Origin of the sequence: Marinitoga sp. 1154 (assembly GCF_013363285.1) — a bacterium.
Classification (GTDB): domain Bacteria; phylum Thermotogota; class Thermotogae; order Petrotogales; family Petrotogaceae; genus Marinitoga.
The window spans coordinates 1-26,318 of sequence record NZ_LBFB01000006.1; the positions used below are offsets into that span (position 1 = coordinate 1).

A 26,318-nucleotide genomic window follows, 5' to 3' on the forward strand; every position below is an offset into this window, starting at 1 on the left:
TCAATGGTAATTTTATCAGGAGTGATATTAAATTTTTTTAATGATGGTAGAAACAAATTGATAAATTCAATAATCATATCTTTGTCTTGAAATATTTCTTTGAATAGTTGATCATATAGTCCCATATTTTTCACCTTCTGATATTTTATTTCTTTTTTATTATATCATAATTGGATTAAATGATAAAAGATACAACAAAATTTCTTTTAAATTATTTACACCATAATAGAAAAATCCATTACTATTTTTTTGGTTTTAGGTAATTTGTCTTTTTCCTAATTACCCACTCTTTTCGTGGGAGAATATAGTATATTCATTATTTAGGGTAATCAGGAATAAATTATAATAGTATAAATTTTATACAGTTTAATTATATGTTTTTTTATATAAGTATAAAATTCATACTAAAATAGAACATTTGTTTCTATTTTTTCGTATGGCACATTGTTGCTGATAAATAGTATGGATGAAAATTTACATATGATAAAAAATTACGGGAGGTAGAATTATGGTAAAAGTAGCAGTTACAGGATTAGGAACAATTAATTCAATAGCAAAGTCAAAAGAAGAATTTAAGGAAAATTTAAAAAATATGAAAATAGGAATAGACCATATAAGCCAGTTTGATACTGCAGAACACAAAGTAAAAATTGCGGGAGAAGTAAAGGATTTTGATCCAACACAATATATGGATAAAAAATTAGCAAGAAGATATGACAGATTTTTACAATTTGCAATAGCAGCGTCAAAAGAAGCTTTAGAAGATAGTGGTTTGAATTTAACCGAAGAGTGGAAAGAAAATGCGGCTGTTATAGTAGCTTCTGGTATAGGTGGATTTAAAACATTATATAAAGAGTTTTTAAAAATGGAAAAAAAAGGACCTAAAGTAGTGAGCCCTTTTTTAATACCAATGATGATTTCAGATATGGCATCAGGAGTGGTTTCTATAGAATTTGGAATAAAGGGTCCAAATTTTAATACAGTAAGTGCATGTGCATCATCTTTGCATGCAATAGCAATTGGAACTATGTTAATACGACATGGATATGTAGATGTTGCTATTGTAGGTGGAACAGAAGCTACTATTGATCCTATGCCAATAGCGGCTTTTGCTAATATGAAAGCATTGTCTACAAGAAATGATGATCCCAAAGGTGCTTCACGACCATTTGATAAAGATAGAGATGGTTTTGTTATGGGAGAAGGTGCGGGAATAATAGTGTTGGAATCAGAAGAACATGCTAAGAAAAGAGACGCAAATATATATGGATATGTTGAAGGATTTGGCATGAGCGGAGATGCATATCATATAAGCGCTCCGGATGAACAGGGACTAGGAGCAGCAAAAGCTATAAAATTAGCATTAAAAGATGCTAATATAGAGCCAGAAAGAATAGATTTAGCAAATTGTCATGCAACGTCAACTCCTGCAGGAGACATTGCTGAAACAAGAGCATTGCGAAATGCACTTGGAGAACATGCAAAAAAAGTTTATATCCAGGGATCGAAAACGTTATTTGGACATGCTTTAGGTGGTGCAGCTGCAATTGAATTTATAGGTCTTATATTGCAGATGAAAGAAGGTTTTATTCACGGAATGCCAAACCTTCAGAATCCAAATGATGAACTTTTAGATCTCAATATTCCAAAAGAGACAGTAGAGGTTAAAACACAATATGCAATAAAAAATTCGTTTGGATTTGGAGGTCATAACGTTTCTGTGGTTTATAAAAGTTTATAAGGAGATGGTTTTATGAGAATAGGTTTAGTAACAGATAATACATGTAATTTGCCAATAGATTTTTTAGAAAAAAATGATATAGGATACGCATCGTTATATATACTGAGAGATGGAAAACATATAAAGGCAATAGATTTATGTCCAACAACCTTTTATGAAGAATTAAAGGTTGGATCCTATGTTCCACTTACATCGCAGCCTTCTGTAAAAGATTTTGAAGAAGTTTATAGAGATATGTTGAAAAGATATGACTATTTAATAACTTTGACAATATCAGAAAAATTAAGTGGCACCCTGAATTCTGCGAGTCTTGCTGCATCCATGGTTGATGAAAAAAGGATATTTACAGTAGATTCGAAATTGACGAGTTATGGTCTTGGATTTTTAATACTTGAATTGATGGAGAAAATAAAGAGTGGAAATTATTCTATTGAGCAATTAATTGAATACTCCAGAAATTTTTATACAACAGTAAGAACAATTTTTAGTGTAACAAATATTGATTATCTATACAAAGGAGGAAGAATAGGAAAAGCGAAAGCACTTATGGGTGGATTGCTAAATATGAAGCCCATTCTTTCTCTTGAAGAAGGTGAAATAATACCGGTAAAAAATGCCCGGGGAATCAATAAAATGATAAAAGAAGTTATAAATCATTCTATCGAAAGAATAGATTCGTTAAGAATGAAGAAAATAGCAGTTATTCATACAAATAATTTAAAGTATGGCGGATTATTAATTGAAGAATTAAGAAATCGTGGTATAAATGATGATACTATTGTATATTCATTATTAGATCCTGTTATAGGAACACATTTGGGACCAGATGCAGTGGGGGTGATTACTCAGTGGGAATAGATGAAATTATGGAAATATTACCACATAGATATCCTTTTTTATTGGTAGATAAAGTTATTGAAATAACAGAAGAAAAAATTATAGCTTATAAAAATATATCAATAAATGAGCCTCAATTTCAGGGACATTTTCCAGGATACCCCATTATGCCTGGAGTTTTAATAATCGAAGGACTGGCGCAAACTGCAGGGATATTGTTAATGAAGGATTTGAAAGAAAAAGTTGTGCCTTTATTTCTTGGAATAGATAAAGCAAGATTTAAAAAAGAGGTTAGACCTGGAGATAAATTAATGTATGAAGTTATGATATTACAGGAAAAAATGGGAATGTATAAATTAAAAGCTGTAGCAAAAGTTGAAGATAAAATAGTAGCAACTGCAGAATTAATGGTTGGAATAAAGAGGGGATAGAATGCATATATCTCAAATAAACGCATATATTCCAGAAGAAATACTGGATAATTTAACTCTGGCGAAAAAATTTGATGTTACAGAAGATTGGATATTTAAAAGAACAGGAATTAAAAAGCGATATATCTCAAATATAGATATATTTCAGATGGGGATGAAGGCTGCTGAAAAGCTTGATTTAACAGATGTTGATACTATTCTTTTTGTCTCATCAACAGGAGCGCATTATATTCCATTTTATGTGAAAGCTTTTGAAAAACTAAAGATTAAGAAATTACGTTATGGTATAGATATATCAAACGGATTTGTCGGATTTATAACATCCTTACATATAGCAGGAGTAATGTTTAAAGAAAAAATAGCAGGAAAAATATTAATAATAGTTTCAGAAAAATTATCAGATCTTGTGGAAAGTACCGATATAAATACAGCAATACTTTTTTCAGATGCTGCTGTTGCCATGGTTTTAGAAAATCATGATGGTTATATTTGTGATCATAGGGTTATATATGATTCACAATATTTGGATGCATTAAATATTAATGATAATAAAAAGATAATTATGGATGGGAAGAGAGTATACAAATTTGCTGTTAATAATATGAAAAAAATGATAAATCAATATATAGAAACGTATGGAAAAAAAATAATAGTTCCACATCAGGCTAATAAACGAATTCTTGAAAGTGTGAAAAAAACATTTGAAGATATAACTTTTTTAAACATAATAGAAGAATATGGTAATACCGGTGCTGCAAGCATTCCTTTAACTTTATTTAAAAAATATGGCAATACAAAAATACAATTAAAAGATCATATATTAATATCAGTTGGTGGTGGAATGACAACATCAGCGATTACCTGGAGGTGTATCAATGAATAGAGTAACTGAATTGCTGAAAATCAAATATCCAGTATTAGAAGGTGGAATGGCCTGGGTTGGAACTCCAAAATTGGCGGCGGCAGTTTCTGAAACTGGGGGACTTGGAACAATTGGAGCCGGTGGCATGACTCCTGATATTTTAAAAAACGCCATAAAAGAAATAAAAAGATTAACAAATAAACCATATGCAGTTAATATTATCCTTGTAAATCCCTATGCTGAACAATTAGTAGAAATAGTTAAAGAAGAAAATGTTCCTGTTGTTATTTTTGGTGCAGGAAATCCAGGGAAATATATAATGCCTCTTAAAGAGAAAAATATAAAGGTTTTAGCTGTAGTTTCTTCAGAAAATCTGGCGAAGAGGCTGGAAAAAGCAGGTATAGATGCAATAATAGGTGAAGGCATGGAATGTGGTGGGCATATTGGAGATGTGTCTACAATGGTATTAATACCAAAATTGGTGGATGTATTGAATATACCGGTAATTGCAGCAGGTGGTATTGCAGACCTTAGAGGAATGAGGGCAGTTCTTGAACTTGGTGCCGAAGGTATTCAAATGGGGACGCGTTTTGTTGCCACACACGAATGTGAAGCACATGAGAATTATAAAAAATTAATATTAAAAGCAGGTATAAGAGATGCTATAGTAACAGGAGCATCAATAGGGCATCCAGCACGTGTAATAAAAAACAAATTTGCAAAAAAAGTTAAAAAATTAGAATTATCTTCACCAGAAGAGGCGGAAGAAATGATGGTGGGTAGCTTGAAGAAAGCGTTTTTATATGGTGATTTGGAAAATGGTTCTTTTATGGCAGGTCAAAGTGCCGGATTAATCAATGAAATAAAGAGTGTTAAAGAAATAGTGGAAGAGTTTGGAAAAGAATTAGAAAAAATCTTTAGATAAAAATTTAGCAAATGTAAAGGAGGAAGAAAATGATAGGCTTTGTATTTCCTGGTCAGGGGTCTCAAACTCTTGGAATGGGAAAGGAAATATTGGATAAATATCCAGAATATAAAAAATATTTAGATATAGCCTCAGATGTGATTAAACTTGATCTGGCATCAATAATTTATGGCGATGATGAAAAAAAGTTGACATTAACAGAAAATGCACAACCAGCTTTATTAGCAATTTCATATATTATATATTTATATTCAATAGAAAAATTAAATATTGTTCCTGAAATTTTAGCTGGTCATTCACTTGGTGAATGGACGGCATTGGTAGCATCTGAAGTTATTTCATTTGAAGAAGGAATAAAATTGGTAAGATTAAGAGGAAAATATATGAGCGAAGCATGTCCTCCAGGCAAAGGAACAATGGGTGCAGTGATAGGGCTTGATATTGAAAAAATTGAAAAGGTTTTAACAAATTTTGGAAATGTAAATATAGCAAATCATAATTCTCCAGAACAGGTAGTAATTAGCGGAGAAAAGGAAGAGGTTTTAAAAGCATTAAAGCAATTGAAAGAGAATGGAGCTAAAAAAGTTGTTGAGTTAAATGTTAGTGGTCCATTTCATTCAAAATTAATTGAAGATGCTAAAGAAAACATGAAAAAAGAACTTGAAAATATAAACTTTAATTCACCAAAATATAAACTTATACAAAATTATACAGCTAATATAGAAAATGACCCAATCAAAATAAAAGAAAATATTATAAATCAGATTACTGGAACGGTAAAATGGGTTGATAGTATAAAAAAAATGAAGGAATTAGGCGTTGAAAAAATATATGAAGTTGGTCCTGGAAAGGTTTTAACTGGTCTGATAAAAAGAATAGATAAAAGTTTAAAACCACAGAGTATATTAAAGGTATAGTAAAAAAACCCCAACTGCTGAAATAGCGTTGGGGTTAAATTTTCTCCAGAATTTCTTTTAATTTTTCTTTTTGTATAGGAATAGCCAGAAAATCTTTTGCGCCATTTATTATGGCTTTTTTTACATATTCTTTTTCTGAAGATGAAGAGGTCACTATAATATTTGCCTGAGGGTCATTCTCTAAAATAAATTTCATTGCTTCTATACCGTCCATCACAGGCATAAGAAGATTCATTAATACTATATCTGGATATAATTTAAAATATTTATTTATAGCTTCTTTGCCATTTTCAGCTTCTCCTATAATTATATGCCCCAGTTCTTCAATCATACTTTTAATAACTATTCTATCAAATCTCGAATCGTCAACCACCAAAATGCTATAAGGCATTCAATCACCTCACATTAATCCTTCAAATAAATTAACCTGATTTCTTTCTGGTAATCCTTTTAACATACCCAATTTTCTAAAAGTTTCTATTGTAGTTTTGTTTATTCCTGTCCTTTTCAATAAATCTTCAACAGATAAAAAACTTTTTTCTTTTCGTGCTTTTACAATACTAACAGCAGCTTTTTCGCCAAGATTTGGAACTTTTATAAATGGTATTCTCAATTTCTTTTCTTCAATTATGAATTTTTTTGCATCTGATTTATATATATCTGGAGCTAAAAAACCAAATCCTCTTAAAATCATTTCATAGGCTAATTCAAGTACAGTCAATTCATTTTTTTCTTTTACATCAAGGGATCTTGATTTTAAATCAAAAATCTTTGATCTAATAGCATTTTTCCCTTTTAATATAATTTCTGTATTAAATTCATCACCTTTTACAGAAAAATAAGTTGCATAAAATGCAAGTGGATAATGAACTTTAAAATATGCTATTCTAAATGCCATACTTACATAGGCAGCAGCATGAGCTTTTGGAAATAGATATTTTATTTTTTTACATGAATTTATAAACCATTCAGGCACCTTATTTTTTTTCATTTCCTCTTCATCTTCTGGAGCCAGACCTTTGCCTTTTCTAACCTTTTCCATTATAAAAAATGAATGTTTTTTTTCAAGACCTTTCTGGATTAAATAATTCATAATATCATCACGACATGCGATAACCTCATCAACAGTTGCCTGTTTCGCAACTATTAAATCTCTGGCATTATTTAACCAGACATCCGTTCCGTGGGATAAACCGGAAATCCTAACCAGTGCAGCGAAGGTTTTTGGTTTTGTTTCTTCTAACATGCCTCTAACAAATTGAGTGCCAAATTCAGGAATTCCCAATGTTCCAACTGTAGTTCTTAATTCTGAACTTAGATCTACTCCAAGAGCTTTGGATGATGAAAATATAGACATTGTTTCCTTATCATCCATCTTTATATTTTTATATTCTATACCAGTTAAATCACTTAACATTTTCAAAAATGTGGGGTCATCATGTCCTAATGCATCTAATTTTACCAGGTCATCATGAATAACATGGTAATCAAAATGTGTTGTCATTGTGTTAGCCTTTCTATCATTTGCAGGGAATTGAACAGGAGTAAAATCATAAACATCCATGTTTTTTGGAACAATCATCAAACCACCAGGATGTTGCCCAGTTGTTCTACGAGAGCCTTCTATTTTCTTAGCCAATCTTATAATTTCTGCATTTTTCAAATCTCCGGCATATTCTTCTGCGTATTTTTTTACGTAGCCATATGCGGTTTTTTCTGCAACTGTCGATATTGTACCTGCTCTAAATACATGGTCTGAACCAAATAGTTCTTCTATAAATTTATGAGCTCTTGATTGATATTCACCTGAAAAGTTTAAGTCTATGTCTGGAACCTTATCTCCTTCAAAACCCATAAATGTTTCAAAAGGAATATCCTGACCGTTTTTTTTCATTTCTTTACCACATTTAGGACATTTCTTGTCCGGCAAATCATATCCTGAATCATATGAACCGTCTGTAATAAATTCACTATACTGGCATTCTGAACAGATATAATGTGGAGGAAGAGGATTTACCTCTGTAATTCCCATCATGGTTGCAACTAATGAAGAACCAACAGAACCTCTTGAACCAACAAGGTATCCGTCATCATTTGATTTTTTTACAATTTTTTGAGCCATTAAATATAATACAGCATAACCGTGATTAATTATTGAATTTAATTCTCTTTCTATCCTTGCTTTTACAATTTCTGGCAAAGGATCTCCATAGATTTCTTTAGCAGTTTTCCAGGTTAATTCTTTAACCTGTTGATCAGCTCCATCTATTATCGGTGGATGTAATTTCCCTTCTAAAGGCTGAATTTCCTCTATTAAATCTGCAATATTATTCGTATTTTTAATAACAATTTCATGAGCTATATTCATATCTTCAAATATTTCATAAGCTGCATCAAGCATTTCTTTAGTAGTTCTAAAATACTTATTAGATGGATATACTGTCTTTTTTTGTCCTTTTGTGGCAGAACCTATAATTAGAGCATCGCGTGCTTTTTTATCTTCCTTATTAAGATAATGGGCATTGCCTGTCATAACAACAGGAATATTATAATTTTTAGCTGATTTATATAATAATTTATAGAATTCTTTTATTTTTTTAATATCCACCTTTGGATGCTCTATACTATCTAAAGGTTGAATTTCTATATAGTCGAATAAACTGATTAATGCATTAATTTCTTCAATAGAAGCTCCTCTTGAAAATTCTTCAAATATAATATTTTTTGAGCAACCACTACCTATTAATAGCCCCTCTCTATTTGCTAATAATTCAGTAAGCAATACAGTAGTATCTCTATAAAAATATTCCGTATGAGCTTTAGACACCAATTTATAAAGATTTTTCAACCCTGTTTTATTTTTTACCAATATTGTAGTGTGATATTTTCTTAATTTTTTAAAATCTATCATCTTTTCAAGATTTATCAATTCATTTAAATTTTTAACCCCTCTGCCTTTAGCTTTTTCAAGTAACTTTAAGAAAGCATATGCAGTAACTTTGGCATCTTCATGAGCTCTATGATGATCAAAATTTCCAAGTCCCAATGCCTTAACAACTTTATCAAGAGAATGCCCGCCTTTTAGATTAAGTAAAGCTCTTGCCATAGCTAATGTATCTATGTAAGGCATTTTTATATCAATATTCATAACTTCTTTAACCCAACGCCTTAAAAATCTATAATCAAAGTTAGCATTGTGAGCTACCAGAATAGTATTTGATATAAAATTCATGAATTCTGGCAAAACGGTTTCTATAGATGGAGCATCTTCTAACATTTCATTGGTTATTCCGGTAATTTCCTGAATTTTTTGTGGGACATTTTTTGATGGTTTAATTAATTTATGATAAATATCTGAAATTTCTCCGTTTATAATTTTTACAGCACCAATTTCTATAATTTCTTCTGTGTTTGGATCAAAACCTGTAGTTTCAAAATCAAAAACTGTGAAATTTGAATCAAAAGATAGCTCTTCTGAAAAATTGTTTATAATTGATGCCATATTATTAACGAGGTTAATTTCACATCCATATATAGGCTTTATATTATTTTTTTTTGCAATATTATAAAAGGTTGGTATTGATTGAACCACTTCGTGATCTGTTATAGCAACTGCTTTATGCCCCCACTTTGCAGCGGTTTTTACTAATTCTTCCACATCGAGAACAGAATCTAAAGCGCTAAATTTAGAATGAGCATGGAGTTCAACTCTTTTTTCTTTTTCGTTATCGATGCGTTCTTTTGGAGGGATTTTTAATATATTTTCTGGTATTATAACATATTCTTTTTGATACTCATCATACGTAATTTTACCTTCCACTTTAATATAATCATTTTCTTTAAGGGTATTATTTACTTTTTCAGCATTATTTTTAAAAACTTTAATAGTTATAGAATCTTTTTCATCAGTTATATACATAGTTAGTATAATAGCTCTATCATTAAATTCTTTATGAAATATTCTCCCTTCAACAACTACTTGTGAGGTTTGATACATAATATCATTCAATCTATCAAGAGGAATAGAGACTCTTTTAAAACCTTTTCCTATTACAATATCGTCACTTTTAGTTTCGTTTTCTTTGTGATTGAAATTAGTATTTTGAAAAGAATCTATATTTGAATTGATAGTATTTAAAGTTTCAATATTTAAATCATTAGAATCAGAATTATCAATAATTTGTGAATCATTACTTTTGGAATTCGAAAAATTTTCATAATTTATGTTTATGGAATCGTCATAAACAAACTCATAATCTGGCAGATATCCAAGGCTTCGTTTTAAAATATTATCAATGACGATTTTATTTTTCTTCATTCTTTCAAGTGCAAATTTATTTGAAATTCTAAAAATTAATGTATTATTTTCAATATCAGGTAAAAAGAATCTTAGATAATTTTCTTCTTCATTACCAATTATTAAATCTATCCAATTCTCCAAAATATAATCCAGAGTATTTTTGGAATTAAACATTATTTTTACAGGCATTTTCATCAATCTCGAAAAAAAAGTTTTTATTTTTTTTTCATCTGTTTCGTTTAAAGGTGTAGAAATTTTTAAAAGAAGAAAGTCATTTATTTCAATATCGCCTTGAAGAGAAAAAGGGATAAATCCTATTTTGGAAAGTAAAAAATCTGAAATTTTCATTGAAAGACCTCCCAATATTTCCTTTACATAACTATACCATATTTTTTTTAAATTTATACATTTTAAATGATGAAATTATGATATTAAAAAAATAAAAGAGGAAGCAATGCTTCCTAATTAATAAATAATATTTCATTTAAGCAACCACCAGGATTTTATCCCGATATTATTATTTTTATACACGATATAAACTTATTCTGAAATGGCTTATTATAAATTTTTGTCCCCATAATTATCTTTAAGATAAAAGGTCTATCAATCTCTAGCTTTATGCAGGTGATATTTATCAAACTATATAAAACAAAAAATTAACTATATTAATATATCAGGTGATATATTAATTGAGTAATTATTATTAATTTTAGAAATATAAAATTAACAGCAAATTTACCACGATTTTGTTTACTTTTTTTTTTTTTTGATAAAATGATAAGTGAATTATCAAGATATAAAACTTAAGGTGAAAGAATGAAAAAGATTTTTATCTCATCTGTGATTTTAATAACAATATATTTGTTGAATATTTTTACCACTTTTTATATTTCGAATTTAAATAATGAAAATGATTCCAATACAAATATATTTTACAAGTATAGTAAAAATTTAAATATTGAAAAAGAATTCTTACAGAGTAAAGAATACACATGCGGACCGGCTGCTTTAAGATATTTATTATTTTTATATGGATATGATATTTCCGAAAATACAATATCTTTAATTGCAGGAACAGAACAAAAAAATTAAATAAAACATTTTATTCCAGATATGGAATAAAGTTATATTATTTAATATTCATAATAACAATAATAATATTAGTCAACAATAGCGCGCTATTGAAAAAACAAAGAAAAAAATGATGGGAGGATGGAAAATGAAAAAGGTAGTGATATATGCTATTTTGTTGATGATGTTTGTAAATATGATACCTGTAAACCTTTTTGCTGATTCAAAAGTTGTTAATGTAAAGGTTTTAACTGATGACGAAATGAAAAACATTATTGGTGCTGGTAGTAATAATGGTGGAGGTAATAGTGGAAGTGATTTTACAAGAAAAGAAATTGAAGGTATATGGATTAAAAGAATTTATTATGACATATATTCTTATAATAAAATAATAAAAATTTCCAAAGAAGGGTGGATGGATACAGGGCCTTTACCAGGGAATTATAGTATTTCTGACACTAGTGAATGGAATGCGAGTGGTTCTATTAACATTTCGATTCCGAAACTTAAAGATATTGTTTCAGTAAACGTTGGAGCTTCCTATTCGGAAAGTAAAACCTATACTCTTAATTTCACTTTTCCGGCATATCATAAAGGAATTGTGTGTTCTATTGAAGAAGGAAAAGTTGAAAAAGGGACTATAAGTATTAAAAAAAGAGTTAGTGTATATGATGGACTTACTTTAATTCGACAATATAATATATATGAAAATAAAAATTATATTGCAATTGGGCCAGAAAGCTTAGTTTGGAGACCTTTATTTAAAGAAGGAGAGACTATAAATAAACCTGGAGGAGAAATCTATAATTATAATCTCTATGTATCAAGAACTGATTTAGGTTTTCCATCAACATCTAAAGTATATGCTAACAAAATATTGGCAGGTGGAAAAGATGAAAATTATAAATAATGAGTTGATAGATGAAATAATCTTTAAAAGATTCACAATATTTTGCTTATCATTAATTTTAAATGTGTCTATAGCTTTTTCGTCTGGTTTTCAACAATTAAAATTTGAACATATATCTACTTTGACGTTTAACAAAAAATTTGAATATAGGTCGTCTATTCAATATAAAAATAATATTACTTTTTTGACTTTACCAGAAAGTTCATGGAAAAATGATTTTGATTTTCAATGGACAGTAAATGAAAAAGGGAATATCTTATATATATTCAAAGGTTTAGAATATTTAAACAACACAAATGAATTTAAAAATATATATGTATATAAAATTGATATATTGAAAAATACAACGAAAATAATAAAATTAAAAGATTTAGCGCCATCTCCCTTTCCTTCAGGAATAGAAATTTTAGATATATATACAAAAAAAGATAAAATTTATTTTTTAACATCTGGGGGTATTACAGTATTTAACGAAAAATTTAAAATAATTGATTTTTATATATTTGAAGATGTTGCTAATATTATTACTGAAAAAATAAAAAATAAATATGAAAAAAAGATAAATTTTATACCCTATAATCATGGTAATCAATTTATTATTGATAAAGATGAAAATATATATATTAAGGATGGATTAAGTATAAAAAAATATTCTTATTCAGGAAAAAGGGAAAAGTTTTATGGGGGAAAAATATATTCGTTATCAAATGAATATAAAATAAATTCAAGTGAAGAGGCTTATTCTCTTTTATTAGAAAATGAAAACGGAGAAATATTTATGATTCTTTTTAAAGAGCGTGATTTAAAAAATAAATATTTAATTTTTAACAAAGTGGAAATATATAATATAAATGATCGTAAGTTATTAGAACTAAAAATGAAAAATCGAAAATTTTATTATACCGGAGCTATTTCGAATGATTATATATATTTGATTACAGCTTCTTCACTTTTAAATAATTCAATATCATATTTGCAAGGATTGAAAATTAATATGAATGGTGAAAAATTATTATTCAATACGTATGAAAAAGAAAATTCTCAATATTATCAGTTTAAAAAAATTATTGTTAGAAGAATATTTAAAACACCTTATATTTATATAAAAAAAGATTTAGAAAGATTAGATATATTTAAAGAAATAGAATAACAGGAGGAAGAGATGAAAAAAAATATTTTTTTACTATTAACAATTTTTGGCATATTTATTATTGCGTATGGGGAAAATAATATTAAAAATATTTTTTTAAATTATGAAGATGCATATAAATACTATGTCTCAAATTTAAATTCAGTCTATGAAATAAAAAATAAAAATATTTTAGAAAAATATAGTGATTTTTTACCATATATTTCATATAATTTTGGTTTTAGTGGTGATAAGATAAGTGGAATAAATTTAAATACTTCCTCAATAAATTTCTCATGGAATGTGTTTAAATCAGATTTTGGCGATAAAACACAAATGAATAAAATAAACGAAAAAATAAAAGGTTTAAATAATGAAAAAATAAAAGAGTCTAATATTACATATTTTAAAAACATATTTTATAATACTTATTATCTTCAGAATTATATCGAATTTTTGGAGAAGGAATATAGTGAATTAAATAATATCTCAACAACTACTGAAATAGAAGTATTAAAAAAAGATCTAACAAAAAAGAAACTAGAACTATCATTAAAGGAAAACTATGAATCATTATATAATTACAAAAGTATGATTATAAAAGATTTAAATTTAGAAACACAGAAAGAATTTAAATTAAAATATTCAGAAAAATATCATAATTTAAAAAATTTTCGTTCAAATATAGAAAACGTGCAATATAAACCTATAGAAAGTTTTTTAGAATACAAAATAAATTATATTACAAAACAACAAAATAATCTGGAAAAAAAATTAAGTTCTAGCAATTATTTTAATGTTAATTTAAGTGGAGGATATGATATTTTAAATAATAACTTTTCAATATCATTGAACTTTAACCTATTAGAAGATACTCCATATTTAAAAATATCCAGTAACGGGAGTTATAGTAAGGATTATATAAATTTTAATGGTTCTATAAACCCATATCTCTTTAAAAATAAAGATGATTACAAAAGTTTAAATGAAGATAATATCCAGGATATCGTTTCTAAAATTAAAAATTCAAGAGAATATTTAAAAAATGAAATATTAAAAATAGAAAAAGAACTAGAATTAGATGAGATTCAGATAAAAATACTTAAAGAAGAACTAAAAAGTATAAAATCAGAGTGGGATAAATTTGAGAAAGAATATCAAATAGAAAAAATGAAATTAGAAAGAAAAATGAAAATAATATATTATAATTTAAAAATTGAAGAGTTTATTGAAACTTATACCAAAATAAAAAATACAAACAACCTCCCTTGAAATAAAAGAAAAATAATGATATAACCACACTACTGTTTTTGCAGGAGTGTGGTTGCTAGTAAAAATGATAAAACAAAAAATTAACTATATTAATATATCAAGTGATATATTAATTGAGTAATTATTATTAATTTTAGAAATATAAAATTAACAGCAAATTTACCACGTTTTTGTTTACTTTTTTTTTTTTTTTTTGATAAAATGATAAGTGAATTATCAAGATATAAAACTTAAGGTGAAAGAATGAAAAAGATTTTTATCTCATCTGTGATTTTAATAACAATATATTTGTTGAATATTTTTACCACTTTTTATATTTCGAATTTAAATAATGAAAATGATTCCAATACAAATATATTTTACAAGTATAGTAAAAATTTAAATATTGAAAAAGAATTCTTACAGAGTAAAGAATACACATGCGGACCGGCTGCTTTAAGATATTTATTATTTTTATATGGATATGATATTTCCGAAAATACAATATCTTTAATTGCAGGAACAGAACAAAAAAATTAAATAAAACATTTTATTCCAGATATGGAATAAAGTTATATTATTTAATATTTACAATAATAATTGTAATATTAATCAACAATAGCGCGCTATTGAAAAAACAAAGAAAAAAATGATGGGAGGATGGAAAATGAAAAAGGTAGTGATATATGCTATTTTGTTGATGATGTTTGTGAATATGATTCCAGTAAATATTTTTGCTGATTCAAAAGTTGTTAATGTAAAAGTTTTAACTAATGATGAAATGAAAAACATTATAAGAATAGATATGCCATCTGGAACAAGAAGAGATAAATTAGAAGTGCTTGCTCCAAGATATGTTAAAATTAACTATTAACGAGAGGTGAAAAAGTGAGAAAATTTATAATAGTATTAATAGTTTTTATTAATGTAATGATTTTTTCGCATAATTTATCAATGAAAAATAAAATATATATTGATCCTATTAAAGTTGATTTAGATAAGTATATTGGAACAAATAATGGTCAGATTTTTTTAATAAAAGATATTGATAATTTAAATATTGAAAGATATAATATTTATAATGAAGAGGTAACTAATTTTTTTGAATTTTTTAAAAACTTTTCTCTACCGGTTTTAGTAAAAAGTAATCCATTTTCAAAACAACCATATTACACCGAATTTTTAAAAGTAATAAATGATAAAATTTATATAATAGATCAGATTGGTGAAAAAAGAAAATTGTATATATTTTCACCTAAAAATAATGAAGAAAAAACGATAAAAATAAAAGGAGAAATTCGCTACACTTCCTTTATTTCATTTGATGCCAGGGATAACGATATTTTTTTAATTAATGAAGAAGGATATTTATATTATTATAATATAAATAATGGAGTAAGTAAAAAAGGAAATGGTTTTCCTAATAAAAACAAAATAATGATTGTAAATAATAATGTCTATGTTATTGTATATGATACAACTTTTAAATATCCGCATATAAGTATAATAAAATATGATTTTGATTTAAATATTAAAAACTTTAGCAACAGAGAATATTCGGTAATAGAAACACAGTTTGATTTTATATCAGAAAATGAAGAAAGAGAAATATATAGTAGTTTTATCGAAGATTATATAAAAATCACAAAATTTAAAAATTATATAATAATAATGGATGAAAAGAATTTTTATATAATAGACACAAGAACAGATGAAAAAGGATACTCAAAACTATTTAAAAAAATACCGATAAAAGAAGTGATCGATAAAAAAGTGGGAAGTATAAACAATTTAATACTAGATTCGGATGAAAAAAATATATATCTTATAAACAAAGAAAATTATATACTATATGTTCTAAGTTTAGATATTTAAAAAATATGGAGGAGTTATCAACTCCTCCATATAATAATGAAGGGTGGTAAGACATGAAAAGGATAATAATATTTTTTTATACAATATTGTGTATAACTATATTTTCTAACAATGGAGAATATTTTAAGAAATATTTTTTAAAAATATTTAATGGAAAAGATTTTCAAGTAGTATTAGAAAACGAGAAAACAGAATTTTATGAATTATCGAATTTTTCCATATACACTAATTATCCTTATAATGATAGATTTTATGGTAATTTAAATGCCGGAATAAAATTAAAAATTTTTGATTATTCAATGATAATAGAAAATAAAATATTGGAACATCGCAATAAAATTAATATTGCAAATATCGAAGCAAGAAAAATGAATTATCAAGATATAAAACTTAGGGTGAAAGGATGGTAAGAAAATGAAAAAATATATAATCCTATACTTTTTTTTAGTTGCAATGTTGGTAATTATATTTCCTCATGAATTAAAATATTATTTTAGAGAAATAAAACCATTAAATTTAAAACCAATATATACAATAGCAACAGACAAAAAATATAAATTTGATGATGGTTCAGATATTTCAGAAGAAGAGATTATTACTATACCGAAAGAAATAATAAATGAATATTTTCCATTATCTTCTATGTATTGGATAGTTAGCGAAGATGGTAATAATATATATATTTTTAAAGGAGTAGTTGTATCATATGGAATGCCCGTTGATTATTTAGATTTAAAAGAACGTAAAGCCTTTGTTTATGTTATCAATCTAAAAACTAAAAAAATAAAAAAAATACAAATTAAAAAATTTGCACCACCACCATTTGCAGAAGGACTTGCTGTTAGAGATATAAAAGAAAAAAATGGGAAAATATACTTTTTTACAAACAGTGGAATAAGCGTATTTAACAAAGATTTTAAAATGATAGATTTTTATATTTTTGAAGATATTGCAAACCTTATTTCCAAGAAAACAAAAGAAGATTATTATAATAAAAATATTTCTGTAGTTGGATATAGCCACGGAAAGGAAATGATGATAGATAAAAATGAAAATATTCATATAATTAGTAATGTATATGAATATATAAATTCAAAAAAAATTCATAGTGTTATATATCGAAAATATAGTTCATTAAATAAAAAAGAAAAATACTTTGGATATACAATATATGGAATAAAAAAAGAATATGAAATAAAGCAGGAATTATTTGAAACAAGTAAAATGGAATCATTTTTATTAGAAGATAAAGAAATACCATATTTACTGATATTTGAAGAAAATATTAATAATCAAGAATATAATCTTTATAAAAAAATAAACAGACTTGCTTTATGGAAGATTACAGAAGATGGAATAACTGAAAGAAATAAAATTATTGATACAAGATATTCTTTTAGATATGAACAAATTACGCATGCAGCAGAATTAATAGAAAATAATTTATATTTATTAACAACTGACCCAAAAATGGGATACACAAATACAGGAAATTTGTGTTTTATAAAAAAATATGAAATTAAAGATATAGGTTTAGTTGAAAAAAATGCAAAAATATTTTTGAATTTTGGGGATAAAGAACCTGTTCAACCATATAAATTTATACCTACTGATATAAAAATAAAAAAAATAAACAATATACTATATTATTATGTATATGATAAATTTTATGAAAGATTTGTTATATTTAAAGAAATAAAATACCATCTTCAAAAATTCTAAAATACCATTGTTCACAATGCTTTCATATTAGCTTTTTAAAAAGTTTACCTCCCTGGTGTGCAATATAATTGGTTAAATTATTATTTGATTCGGTAAAATCAAACTATACACTTTTACAGGGAGGTTAAATCATGAGTAATAATTCTAAACAATTTTATCTTGATTTTGTCTATATAGTATTAAATTTTTCCTGAGTTTGACGCTTATATTTTTTTAATTGCCTGTGTTGCTGCTACAAGGTCAATATCCCATACTGGAGAAAATGGAGGTGAATAAGCCAGATCCATATTTCTTAGCATATCGACTGTGCCGTTTGTGTATAACAATGAAGTAATTGTATTCAACCTTGGGTGAGTTTCACCACCTACAAATTGTGCTCCTAAAATCTTTCCAGTTTTTTTCTCAAAAACAAGTTTAATTTTTAATTTTTTCGAGCCTTTGTAATAGTGGGCTTTGCTTCCCGATTTAATAAATACAGCTTCCGCATCATATCCTTTTTCTTTCGCCTTTTTTAAAGTTAAACCAGTTTTTGCATATTCAATATCTTCAAATTTTGTAATTAATGAACCAACAACACCTATAAATGAATCATTTCCACCAGCAATATTTTTTCCCGCAATCCTTCCCTGCTTGTTTGCCGTAGTTCCAAGTGGGATATAAACGTTTTCTTTTGTAATAAAATGATTTACTGTTGCACAGTCACCGGCTGCATAAACATCTTTTATATTTGTTTCCATTTTTTCATTTACTATAATAGCACCATTTTTTGCCATTATTAAACCAGATTCTTTTAAAAATGCTGTATTTGGTTTTACGCCTATTGACACTATAATCATATCAGCAGCATAAACGCTATCTTTTGTAATTACTTTAAATATCCCATTTTCTTTTATAATATTCTCTGCAAAAGTATTCAAAACAAATGTAATTCCTTTATCTTTTAAACTATTCATAAACTCTTCATGAATTTCAGGTTCGATTTCACCAAGAATATGGTCAGTTCCCTCTATTATAGTAATATCTATATTATGTTTTTTTAATGCTTCGGCAGTTTCAATTCCGATAAAACCTCCTCCAATTATAATTGCTTTTTTAGGGTTATTCTTATGTATAAAATTTAAAATGTTTCTTGCATCATCAGGATTTCTTAATTTAAAAATACCATTTTCTCCCCAGGTATCAAATGAAGGGATTATTGGAGATGCACCGGTAGAAACCACTAGTTTATTATACGAAACAATTTTTTCATCATTTTGTGATTTTATATATACAACTTTATTTGAAAAATCGATATTATAAGCCTCATGTTCTACAAAAACATCAGCACCTTTTTTTTCTTTAAATTTTTCAGGGGTTAAGGCAATTACAGATTCAGCGGATTCAACATCGCCGCTAATGACATATGGCAAACCACATCCGCCATAAGATATATATGGTTCTTTTTGAAAAATAGCTATTTTCAAATTTTTATTTATCCTCTTTGCAGTTGCTGCTGCACTTGTTCCAGCGGCTACTCCGCCTAAAATTACAACATCGTATTCCATTTTTTTCATAACAACACCTCCGTTTATTATTAATATTTTGCTATTAATATTAACATTATCTTTAAACAATTAAGGAGCATAGCTCCTTGAAATAATAACTAATCTATACAAAATATTAATACGATGTCTAAAAAGTCAAATTCACTTAGGCAGCTCGATTGCTTATCCTTAAAATTATTCATTCTCAGCCGTCGTTCAGATTTTTCATCCATGAAAAAGCTTCACTCAAAAAAACGTCCTGTTTTTTTGACGGCTTACATTCATAATTTTAAGGGCAATCTTCGAGCCTTCGTTTCATTTGAGACTTTTTAGACAACCTAAAATATTAATTTAATATATCGTAGTAAGACAGTAAAGATAAAAAAACAGAATAAGTCAAATATACAATGCTTGGTATATAAAATAATTGATTTTTTCCAAGTGAAGTTTTTCCAAATAGTGAAAGTCCAAACCATTGAATCCCATATTTGAATATTAAATATAAAATCGAAAATATCATAATCATAGATATTAAAAATTTCATAAAAGCTGTAATTTTAGTTGCTCTTATTTTACCCTTTAAATAATAAATAGCATTAAATTGTTCAAAAATACTATAAGAAAGATATAATATTCCAAGAATCATTATATTAAAAACATCAAGTGTGAATTGACTTCCAAGCATACTCTGGATTAGCGGTTTTTGAAAATATATTATACTCATAAGTAAAGTTAAAAAAAAGGATATTAAAAAGTTAAAGCTTGAAAAAATAATTTTCAACCATCCAATTAAAGCATTTCCGGAAGAAATATTTTCGACTATTTCTTTTTGTTGCTTAACGTTATTTTCAATTTTTTTAGTTGATTTAATTTTTTCAGACAATAAATGTTTTGTTTTTCTTTTTTCATTGTGGATTTTTAAAGTTGCCATTTTATCCTCCTATGACTTTCATAAATGTGAAAGCTCTATTTTTTTCTAAAAAACAAAATCTTATTTCTTTTAAGTATAAGGATATTTTTGAAAAATCATTTACGGCTTTTAAATAGGTTTTGCATGCTTTTTCAAATGGATAGCCAAATATTCCAGAACTTATTGCAGGTAAAGAAATTGAAGAAATTTTCATTTCGTCAGCTTTTTTAAAAGAATTAAAAACAGAATTATAAAGCAATTTCTCTTCGTTGTCATTTCCTCCGTGCCATACAGGTCCAACTGTGTGAATGACATATTTAACAGGTAAAGAACCTGCTTTTGTAACGGCAACTTCACCTGTTTTTATTATACCATTATTTTTAATATATTCATCACTTTCTTTTTGAATTTGATATCCTCCTGCTTTAACGATGACTGCAGCAACGCCACCACCATGAGAAAGATAAGAATTAGCCGCATTTACAATTGCATCAACCTTTTCTTTTGTTAAATCACCTATAATAATTTTTAAAACGATGTTGTTTATTTTCTTTTCAAATAATACTTTATTCATAACAACACCTCCAGGTACAATCATTAGAAAATTAAATAAAAAATAAATAGATAGTACCTAAAATTAAAGGAATTAAAACAGGGAAAAAGGATTTTTTCATATACTCATTAAAGGTAACAGTTTTGTTGTAATTCTTTTCAAGTAAAGATACTCCGACAATATTCTGAACAGCACCTAAAGGAGTTAAATTGGTACCTAAATTTGCACCAATAGCATAAGCGTACCATAATTCATAAGGAGCTCCATTTAATACTAATAATTTAATAACAGGGGCTAATATGAGTGTTCCTGGCACTGCGCTCAAAAATGGAATAACAATCGCAGAAGACCACATAATTACTATCATTAATATTATCGGAGAACCTATTAAAGGGTTAAAAATATTTGCAATCATTTTAGTTACACCGATTTCCTCTAATGAAAAAGCTATTGTAAATAAACCTGCGTAAAAAAACATGGTATCCCAATCTAAATCTTTTGACATGCTTTCAAAATCTTTTTGGGTTAACAACATAAGTATTAAAGCTCCAGAAGTAGCGATTAAAGCCAGATCTATCTTTATTACAGAATGAAACATAAAACCCATTAAAACAATAATAAATATTGTAACCCCTTTATACATCAATGACTTATTTTCAATAGCTTTTTCAGGATCCATATTAGATAGTGTTTTTAATTTTTCATTGAAAGTTTTTGTGTCTACTTTGTTGTTGAATTTAAACATAATAAGAACTGAAATAAATGATAATGTTGTAATTGGAAGCATTGTAATTAAGAATTTTGTAAAATGAAGCTCACCAATAGAGCCTAAAACAATATTAAGCGGACTACCGATTAAAGTACTCATCCCACCGATATTGTCAATGGTTATTGTTAACAGCATCAACGGAACAGGGTTTATTTCAAGCGTATCAGCAACTAAAAATATAATGGGAGCAATAAGCATAATTGTAATAAGATTATCTAAAAATGCAGAAAAAAGAGCGACTAATAGCATTAGCAATGTCAAAACTACCCAGAATTTATATCTGCTTAATTTTATTGCATTAACAGCGGCAAATGTGAAAAAACCACTTTCTTTTAATATTTCTACTATGATCATCATTCCAAGTAATATTCCGAGCGTTTCAAAACTTACAATTCTTCCAATATTTTCAAATTCCAGGCCGTCTACAGGCTTTAATATGAATAGTAGAATACCAAAGAGAAAGGTAATAATAGATTTTTTAACGTTTTTTGCAAAGATAATAAAATAATATGCTACTATGGTTATCAGTAAAACAACAAACGCTGACATATAGACCGCCTCCAATTAGATAGTTTTAACATCATAATTAAACTCTTTTTCTTTAAATTTCTCTTGAAAAATATTTTAAGGTTTAAAAAAGTTTTAAGAGTATATAGCGATGAAAATCAATAATTTTAAAGGTATATTCTTCATAATTTAGTGAAAATGTGTTAAAATATCTATTAGATACGGAGGTGATAATATGTTTGATAACTTTACAGATAGAGCGGCTAAAGTTTTTATCGAAGCCCAAAATGAAGCAAGATTTATGGGACATCCTTATGTAGGAACAGAACATCTGTTATTGGGACTTTTAAAAGTTAGTGGAAAATACTTAACTCAGATTTTTTCGTATTATAATTTAACATACGGAAAAATAAAATCAGAAATAACAAATATCGTTGGAGTAAACGCTTCGCATAATATTGTAGGGTCATCCCCTCAACCTACTCCAAGAGCTAAAAGAATTATAGAATTAGCTTATGATGAATCAGAAATTCTTGGAACTTCACAAATAGATGCCGAACACTTATTGCTTGGGATATGTCGTGAAGGCGAAGGGATAGCAGCACATGTTTTACGAAGATTGGGTATAAACCTTGTTGAAATGAGAAAAAAATTAGCAGATTTAATGTTAAACAAAAATGAGAATGAAAAAGGAGTATCACCATTTGTTGAAAAGGATGATGAAAGACTTAGACAGAGACAAAATGCGATTAAGCAGCTTGAAGGTTATGGAACTGATTTGACGGATAAAGCTGCAAAAGATGAATTGGATCCAGTCATTGGCAGAGAAGTTGAAATAAGAAGGTTAATGGAAATATTAGCACGAAGGAAAAAGAATAATCCTGTTTTGATTGGTGAAGCAGGAGTTGGTAAAAGTGCTATTGTTGAAGGATTGGCTGAAAAGATAATAAAAGGTGATGTTCCAGAAGTTTTGAAAAATAAATGCATTTTTTCTCTTGATTTAACTTCTCTTGTTGCAGGAACAAAATATCGTGGTGAATTTGAAAAGAGAATGAAAAAATTAATGCAAATACTTGAAAAAAATAAGGATATAATATTGTTTATAGATGAATTACATATGATTGTGGAGGCTGGGGCTGCAGAAGGGTCTTCAATGGATGCTGCTAATGTTTTAAAACCAGCACTGGCAAGTGGGAATATTACGGTTATAGGTGCCACGACTCCGTCAGAGTATAGGAAATTTATTGAAAAAGATCCTGCTCTTGAGAGAAGGTTTCAAAAAATATATGTAAATGAACCGACATATGAAGAGGCAATTGCGATTTTAAAAGGAATAAAATCAAAATATGAAGAACATCATAAAGTAAAATATACAGATCAAGCGTTGGAAGCGGCTGTTAACTTATCATTAAGATATATTACAGACAGATATTTGCCGGATAAAGCTGTAGATCTTATAGATGAAGCTGGTGCAAGAATGCGATTGAATGCATTGACTCTGCCAAAAAATTTAAAAAAGATGTTAAATAAAATAACGGAATTAGAGAACAAAAAAGAGTATTTTGTTCAAAAAGATAAATATGACGAAGTCGAAGAAATAAAAAATCAGATCAATGAATTAAAGAAAAAATATTCAAAAAAATATTCAGAATGGAGAAAAAACGCGGAAAAGGATATAATAGAAATTACAGAAGAGAATATTTCAGAGGTAGTTTCAGATTGGACGGGTGTTCCTTTGAAAAAATTAGAAATGTCTGAAATGGAAAGGCTTTTAAACCTTGAAGCAGTATTACATGAAAGAGTGATAGGACAGGATGATGCTATAAAAGCAGTATCAAAAGCGATAAGACGCGCAAGAAGTGGGATTAAAGATCCAAAAAGACCAACAGGGGTATTTCTGTTTTTAGGGCCAACCGGTGTAGGAAAAACAGAACTTGCAAAAACAATTGCTGAATATTTATTTGGTGATGAAAAAGCATTGGTAAGAATAGATATGTCTGAATATATGGAGAAATTTAACGTTTCAAGATTAGTTGGAGCTCCTCCAGGATATGTTGGTTATGAAGAAGGTGGACAATTAACTGAAGCAGTAAGAAGAAGACCATATTCCGTCATTTTATTAGATGAAATTGAAAAGGCTCATCCTGATGTTTATAATATATTATTACAGATTATGGATGATGGACGATTAACAGATTCGCAGGGAAGAATAGTAGATTTTAGAAATGCTATTATCATTATGACCAGTAATCTTGGCAGTGAAACAATTAATAAAACCAAGCGGTCTATGGGATTTGTGGATGACGAATCTGAAGAGAAAAAGTATAATGAAATAAAGCTATCTGTAATGGAAGAGGTTAGAAAAGCATTTAAACCGGAATTTTTAAATAGATTAGATGAAACGGTTGTGTTCCATCCTCTTACAAAGAAAGATATGAAAGAAATAATAAAAATTCAATTAAAAGATTTGGAAAAACGATTAAATGAAAAAGATTTGCATTTAAAATTCAAAGAAGAAGCTATAGACTTTTTAGTGGAAAAAGGTTTTGATCCAATATTCGGAGCCAGACCACTTAAACGAGCTATTCAAAGATATTTAGAAGATCCTTTATCAGAAGAAATATTAAAAGGTAGATTTAAAGAAGGAGACAGAATAATAATAGAAATTAAAAATGATAATATTCACTTTAAAAAAGGAAGAAAAACATCATCTAAACAGAAGGTGCTATAATGGCCAAAAAGAATCAAAAATATTTTGTTTGTTCTGAATGTGGTTATGAAAGTACAAAATGGTTTGCAAAATGTCCTTCATGTAATGAATGGAATACCGCGGTGGAATTCACCGCGGATGTTTTTGATAATACGACTGTACAATCAACTTCTGAAATATTATTTTTAACCGATGATATAAAAGAACCAGTAAAAATAAAAACAGGATTTAAAGAATTAGACGAAATTTTATATGGGGGTTTAGTAGAGAGCGGTGTATATCTTCTGGCTGGTGAACCAGGTATTGGGAAAAGCACGTTTTTAACTCAGCTTTCCTCCAATATAGGAAATGAAAAAACAGTTATATATGTATCTGGTGAGGAATCTGCAGAACAAGTATTTCAGAGATTTAAAAGGTTAAATGTAAAAACAAATAAGAGCAAAATAGGACTTGTTTTTGAAAATTCTATGGAAAAAATAGTTTCATTAATAGAAAAATTGAAGGATAAACCAGATTTGTTGATAATAGATTCTATTCAAACCATAAAATCAGAAAAGTTTTCATCATATGCAGGTAGTGTATTACAGGTAAAAGAAGTAACACGGTATCTTTCTGAATATTGTAAGAAAAAAGGTATAACTTTAATAGTTGTTGGTCACGTAACAAAAGGAGGTATTATAGCAGGTCCAAAAATATTAGAGCATATGGTTGATGCAGTTTTGCAATTTGAACTTGAAAAAACTTCCGGATTAAGAATGCTCAGAATTTTGAAAAACAGATATGGTCCAACCGATGAAATTTTAATGTTTGAAATGACTCAAATAGGCTTAAAAGCTATTTCTGAATATACACAGTATTTTTTAAAAGATTATAAAAATGCATCTGGCAATGTTTTAACTATTGTTAAAGAAGGAAGTAAGTTAATTCCTATTGAAATACAGGCATTGGTAAGCAAACCGGTATATGGAAATCCTAGGAGAGTAACCTCAGGTGCTCCGCTTGATAGACTACTTATGATAATAGCTGTTTTGAGCAAAAGATTAAGGCTACCCTTTGAGTCAAAAGATATATTTTTAAGTACTTCTGGTGGTTTTAAAATATCAGATACTTCAAGTGATTTGGCAATTGCATATGCGTTACTTTCATCTTTATTTGATATTTCAACAGTTGATTCTATAGTTGTTATGGGAGAAATAGGGCTGGATGGAAATGTAAGGCATATTAGAAGTTTGGAGAAAAGAATTGATTTTGCAAGAAAAATAGGAATAACAAATATAGTTATACCAAATTCAAAATTAGAATATAAGGATATAATAAAAATAAAAAATCTTACCACTATGTTAAAAAAATTTTTTTCCTGAATAAGGGGTGATTT

The 26,318-nt window shown here is 27.6% G+C and carries 23 protein-coding genes; 17 read left to right on the forward strand and 6 right to left on the reverse strand.

The genetic code is table 11. The annotated features are described in order from the left end of the window. Window positions 1-508 precede the first annotated feature (508 nt). Genes fabF through fabD form a run of 6 tightly spaced genes read left to right on the forward strand, consistent with a single transcriptional unit; the run spans window position 509 to window position 5,713 of the window. Complete coding sequence (gene fabF / locus XO12_RS04020) at window positions 509-1,741, forward strand: beta-ketoacyl-ACP synthase II (RefSeq protein WP_175419727.1); 1,233 nt, start codon at window positions 509-511, stop codon at window positions 1,739-1,741. Window positions 1,742-1,753: 12 nt separating this feature from the next. Then, complete coding sequence (locus XO12_RS04025) at window positions 1,754-2,599, forward strand: DegV family protein (protein WP_047265553.1); 846 nt, start codon at window positions 1,754-1,756, stop codon at window positions 2,597-2,599. Continuing rightward, on the forward strand, window positions 2,590-3,009 hold the full coding sequence (gene fabZ, locus XO12_RS04030; protein WP_047265552.1) for a 3-hydroxyacyl-ACP dehydratase FabZ: 420 nt from the start codon (window positions 2,590-2,592) through the stop codon (window positions 3,007-3,009). Before XO12_RS04025 ends, fabZ begins: the two co-directional genes overlap by 10 nt. Before the next feature lies 1 nt (window position 3,010). Further along, window positions 3,011-3,892, forward strand: coding sequence for a 3-oxoacyl-ACP synthase III family protein (locus XO12_RS04035; protein ID WP_175419728.1), 882 nt, complete (start codon window positions 3,011-3,013; stop codon window positions 3,890-3,892). Continuing rightward, window positions 3,885-4,796 carry a nitronate monooxygenase gene (locus XO12_RS04040; protein ID WP_047265550.1) on the forward strand — a complete coding sequence of 304 codons (912 nt, stop codon included), beginning with the start codon at window positions 3,885-3,887 and terminating at the stop codon, window positions 4,794-4,796. The genes XO12_RS04035 and XO12_RS04040 overlap by 8 nt, the downstream gene beginning before the upstream one ends. A gap of 29 nt (window positions 4,797-4,825) precedes the next feature. Further along, window positions 4,826-5,713, forward strand: a complete 888-nt coding sequence (gene fabD / locus XO12_RS04045; protein WP_175419729.1) for an ACP S-malonyltransferase — start codon at window positions 4,826-4,828, stop codon at window positions 5,711-5,713. A 34-nt stretch (window positions 5,714-5,747) separates the two neighbouring features. Here the strand turns inward: fabD and XO12_RS04050 are convergent, their stop codons facing one another. Both XO12_RS04050 and XO12_RS04055 read right to left on the reverse strand, forming a co-directional pair. After that, window positions 5,748-6,104 carry a response regulator gene (locus tag XO12_RS04050; RefSeq protein WP_047265548.1) on the reverse strand — a complete coding sequence of 119 codons (357 nt, stop codon included), beginning with the start codon at window positions 6,102-6,104 and terminating at the stop codon, window positions 5,748-5,750. Between the two features lie 9 nt (window positions 6,105-6,113). Beyond that, window positions 6,114-10,361, reverse strand: a complete 4,248-nt coding sequence (locus XO12_RS04055; protein WP_175419730.1) for a PolC-type DNA polymerase III — start codon at window positions 10,359-10,361, stop codon at window positions 6,114-6,116. Window positions 10,362-10,829: 468 nt separating this feature from the next. Here XO12_RS04055 and XO12_RS04060 point away from each other — a divergent pair, with 468 nt between their 5' ends. From XO12_RS04060 to XO12_RS04100, 9 genes are all read left to right on the forward strand, one after another. Then, window positions 10,830-11,105, forward strand: coding sequence for a hypothetical protein (locus XO12_RS04060; RefSeq protein ID WP_175419731.1), 276 nt, complete (start codon window positions 10,830-10,832; stop codon window positions 11,103-11,105). 127 nt (window positions 11,106-11,232) lie between these two features. After that, window positions 11,233-11,994, forward strand: coding sequence for a hypothetical protein (locus XO12_RS04065; RefSeq protein WP_047266676.1), 762 nt, complete (start codon window positions 11,233-11,235; stop codon window positions 11,992-11,994). Continuing rightward, on the forward strand, window positions 11,978-13,144 hold the full coding sequence (locus tag XO12_RS04070; RefSeq protein WP_175419732.1) for a hypothetical protein: 1,167 nt from the start codon (window positions 11,978-11,980) through the stop codon (window positions 13,142-13,144). Before XO12_RS04065 ends, XO12_RS04070 begins: the two co-directional genes overlap by 17 nt. 12 nt (window positions 13,145-13,156) lie before the next feature. Further along, entirely contained in the window at window positions 13,157-14,395 is a 1,239-nt protein-coding gene (locus XO12_RS04075; protein WP_047266674.1) for a TolC family protein, read from the forward strand. Between the two features lie 243 nt (window positions 14,396-14,638). Further along, on the forward strand, window positions 14,639-14,914 hold the full coding sequence (locus XO12_RS04080) for a hypothetical protein (protein WP_175419731.1): 276 nt from the start codon (window positions 14,639-14,641) through the stop codon (window positions 14,912-14,914). Between the two features lie 127 nt (window positions 14,915-15,041). Then, on the forward strand, window positions 15,042-15,248 hold the full coding sequence (locus XO12_RS04085; protein ID WP_175419733.1) for a hypothetical protein: 207 nt from the start codon (window positions 15,042-15,044) through the stop codon (window positions 15,246-15,248). Window positions 15,249-15,262: 14 nt separating this feature from the next. Then, the gene (locus tag XO12_RS04090; RefSeq protein ID WP_047265645.1) at window positions 15,263-16,249 is read left to right on the forward strand and encodes a hypothetical protein; all 987 of its coding nucleotides are present in this window, start codon (window positions 15,263-15,265) and stop codon (window positions 16,247-16,249) included. 53 nt (window positions 16,250-16,302) lie between these two features. After that, on the forward strand, window positions 16,303-16,659 hold the full coding sequence (locus XO12_RS04095; protein WP_175419734.1) for a hypothetical protein: 357 nt from the start codon (window positions 16,303-16,305) through the stop codon (window positions 16,657-16,659). Between the two features lie 4 nt (window positions 16,660-16,663). Next, window positions 16,664-17,971 carry a hypothetical protein gene (locus XO12_RS04100; RefSeq protein WP_047265643.1) on the forward strand — a complete coding sequence of 436 codons (1,308 nt, stop codon included), beginning with the start codon at window positions 16,664-16,666 and terminating at the stop codon, window positions 17,969-17,971. 203 nt (window positions 17,972-18,174) lie between these two features. On the opposite strand, the gene XO12_RS04105 is transcribed toward XO12_RS04100, so the two are convergent. The 4 genes from XO12_RS04105 to XO12_RS04120 form a co-directional block, all read right to left on the reverse strand. Continuing rightward, complete coding sequence (locus XO12_RS04105; RefSeq protein ID WP_175419735.1) at window positions 18,175-19,524, reverse strand: FAD-dependent oxidoreductase; 1,350 nt, start codon at window positions 19,522-19,524, stop codon at window positions 18,175-18,177. A gap of 316 nt (window positions 19,525-19,840) precedes the next feature. Then, the gene (locus XO12_RS04110) at window positions 19,841-20,425 is read right to left on the reverse strand and encodes a hypothetical protein (RefSeq protein ID WP_047265642.1); all 585 of its coding nucleotides are present in this window, start codon (window positions 20,423-20,425) and stop codon (window positions 19,841-19,843) included. 1 nt (window position 20,426) lies between these two features. Further along, the gene (locus XO12_RS04115) at window positions 20,427-20,978 is read right to left on the reverse strand and encodes a macro domain-containing protein (protein WP_175419736.1); all 552 of its coding nucleotides are present in this window, start codon (window positions 20,976-20,978) and stop codon (window positions 20,427-20,429) included. 31 nt (window positions 20,979-21,009) lie between these two features. Then, window positions 21,010-22,275 (reverse strand): SLC13 family permease, encoded by a 1,266-nt coding sequence (locus XO12_RS04120; RefSeq protein WP_175419737.1) that lies wholly within the window; start codon window positions 22,273-22,275, stop codon window positions 21,010-21,012. Window positions 22,276-22,468: 193 nt separating this feature from the next. Between XO12_RS04120 and XO12_RS04125 the strand changes: the two genes are divergently transcribed. Both XO12_RS04125 and radA read left to right on the forward strand, forming a co-directional pair. Then, on the forward strand, window positions 22,469-24,964 hold the full coding sequence (locus XO12_RS04125) for an ATP-dependent Clp protease ATP-binding subunit (RefSeq protein WP_175419738.1): 2,496 nt from the start codon (window positions 22,469-22,471) through the stop codon (window positions 24,962-24,964). Next, complete coding sequence (gene radA, locus XO12_RS04130; RefSeq protein WP_175419739.1) at window positions 24,964-26,304, forward strand: DNA repair protein RadA; 1,341 nt, start codon at window positions 24,964-24,966, stop codon at window positions 26,302-26,304. Before XO12_RS04125 ends, radA begins: the two co-directional genes overlap by 1 nt. Window positions 26,305-26,318: the final 14 nt, after the last annotated feature.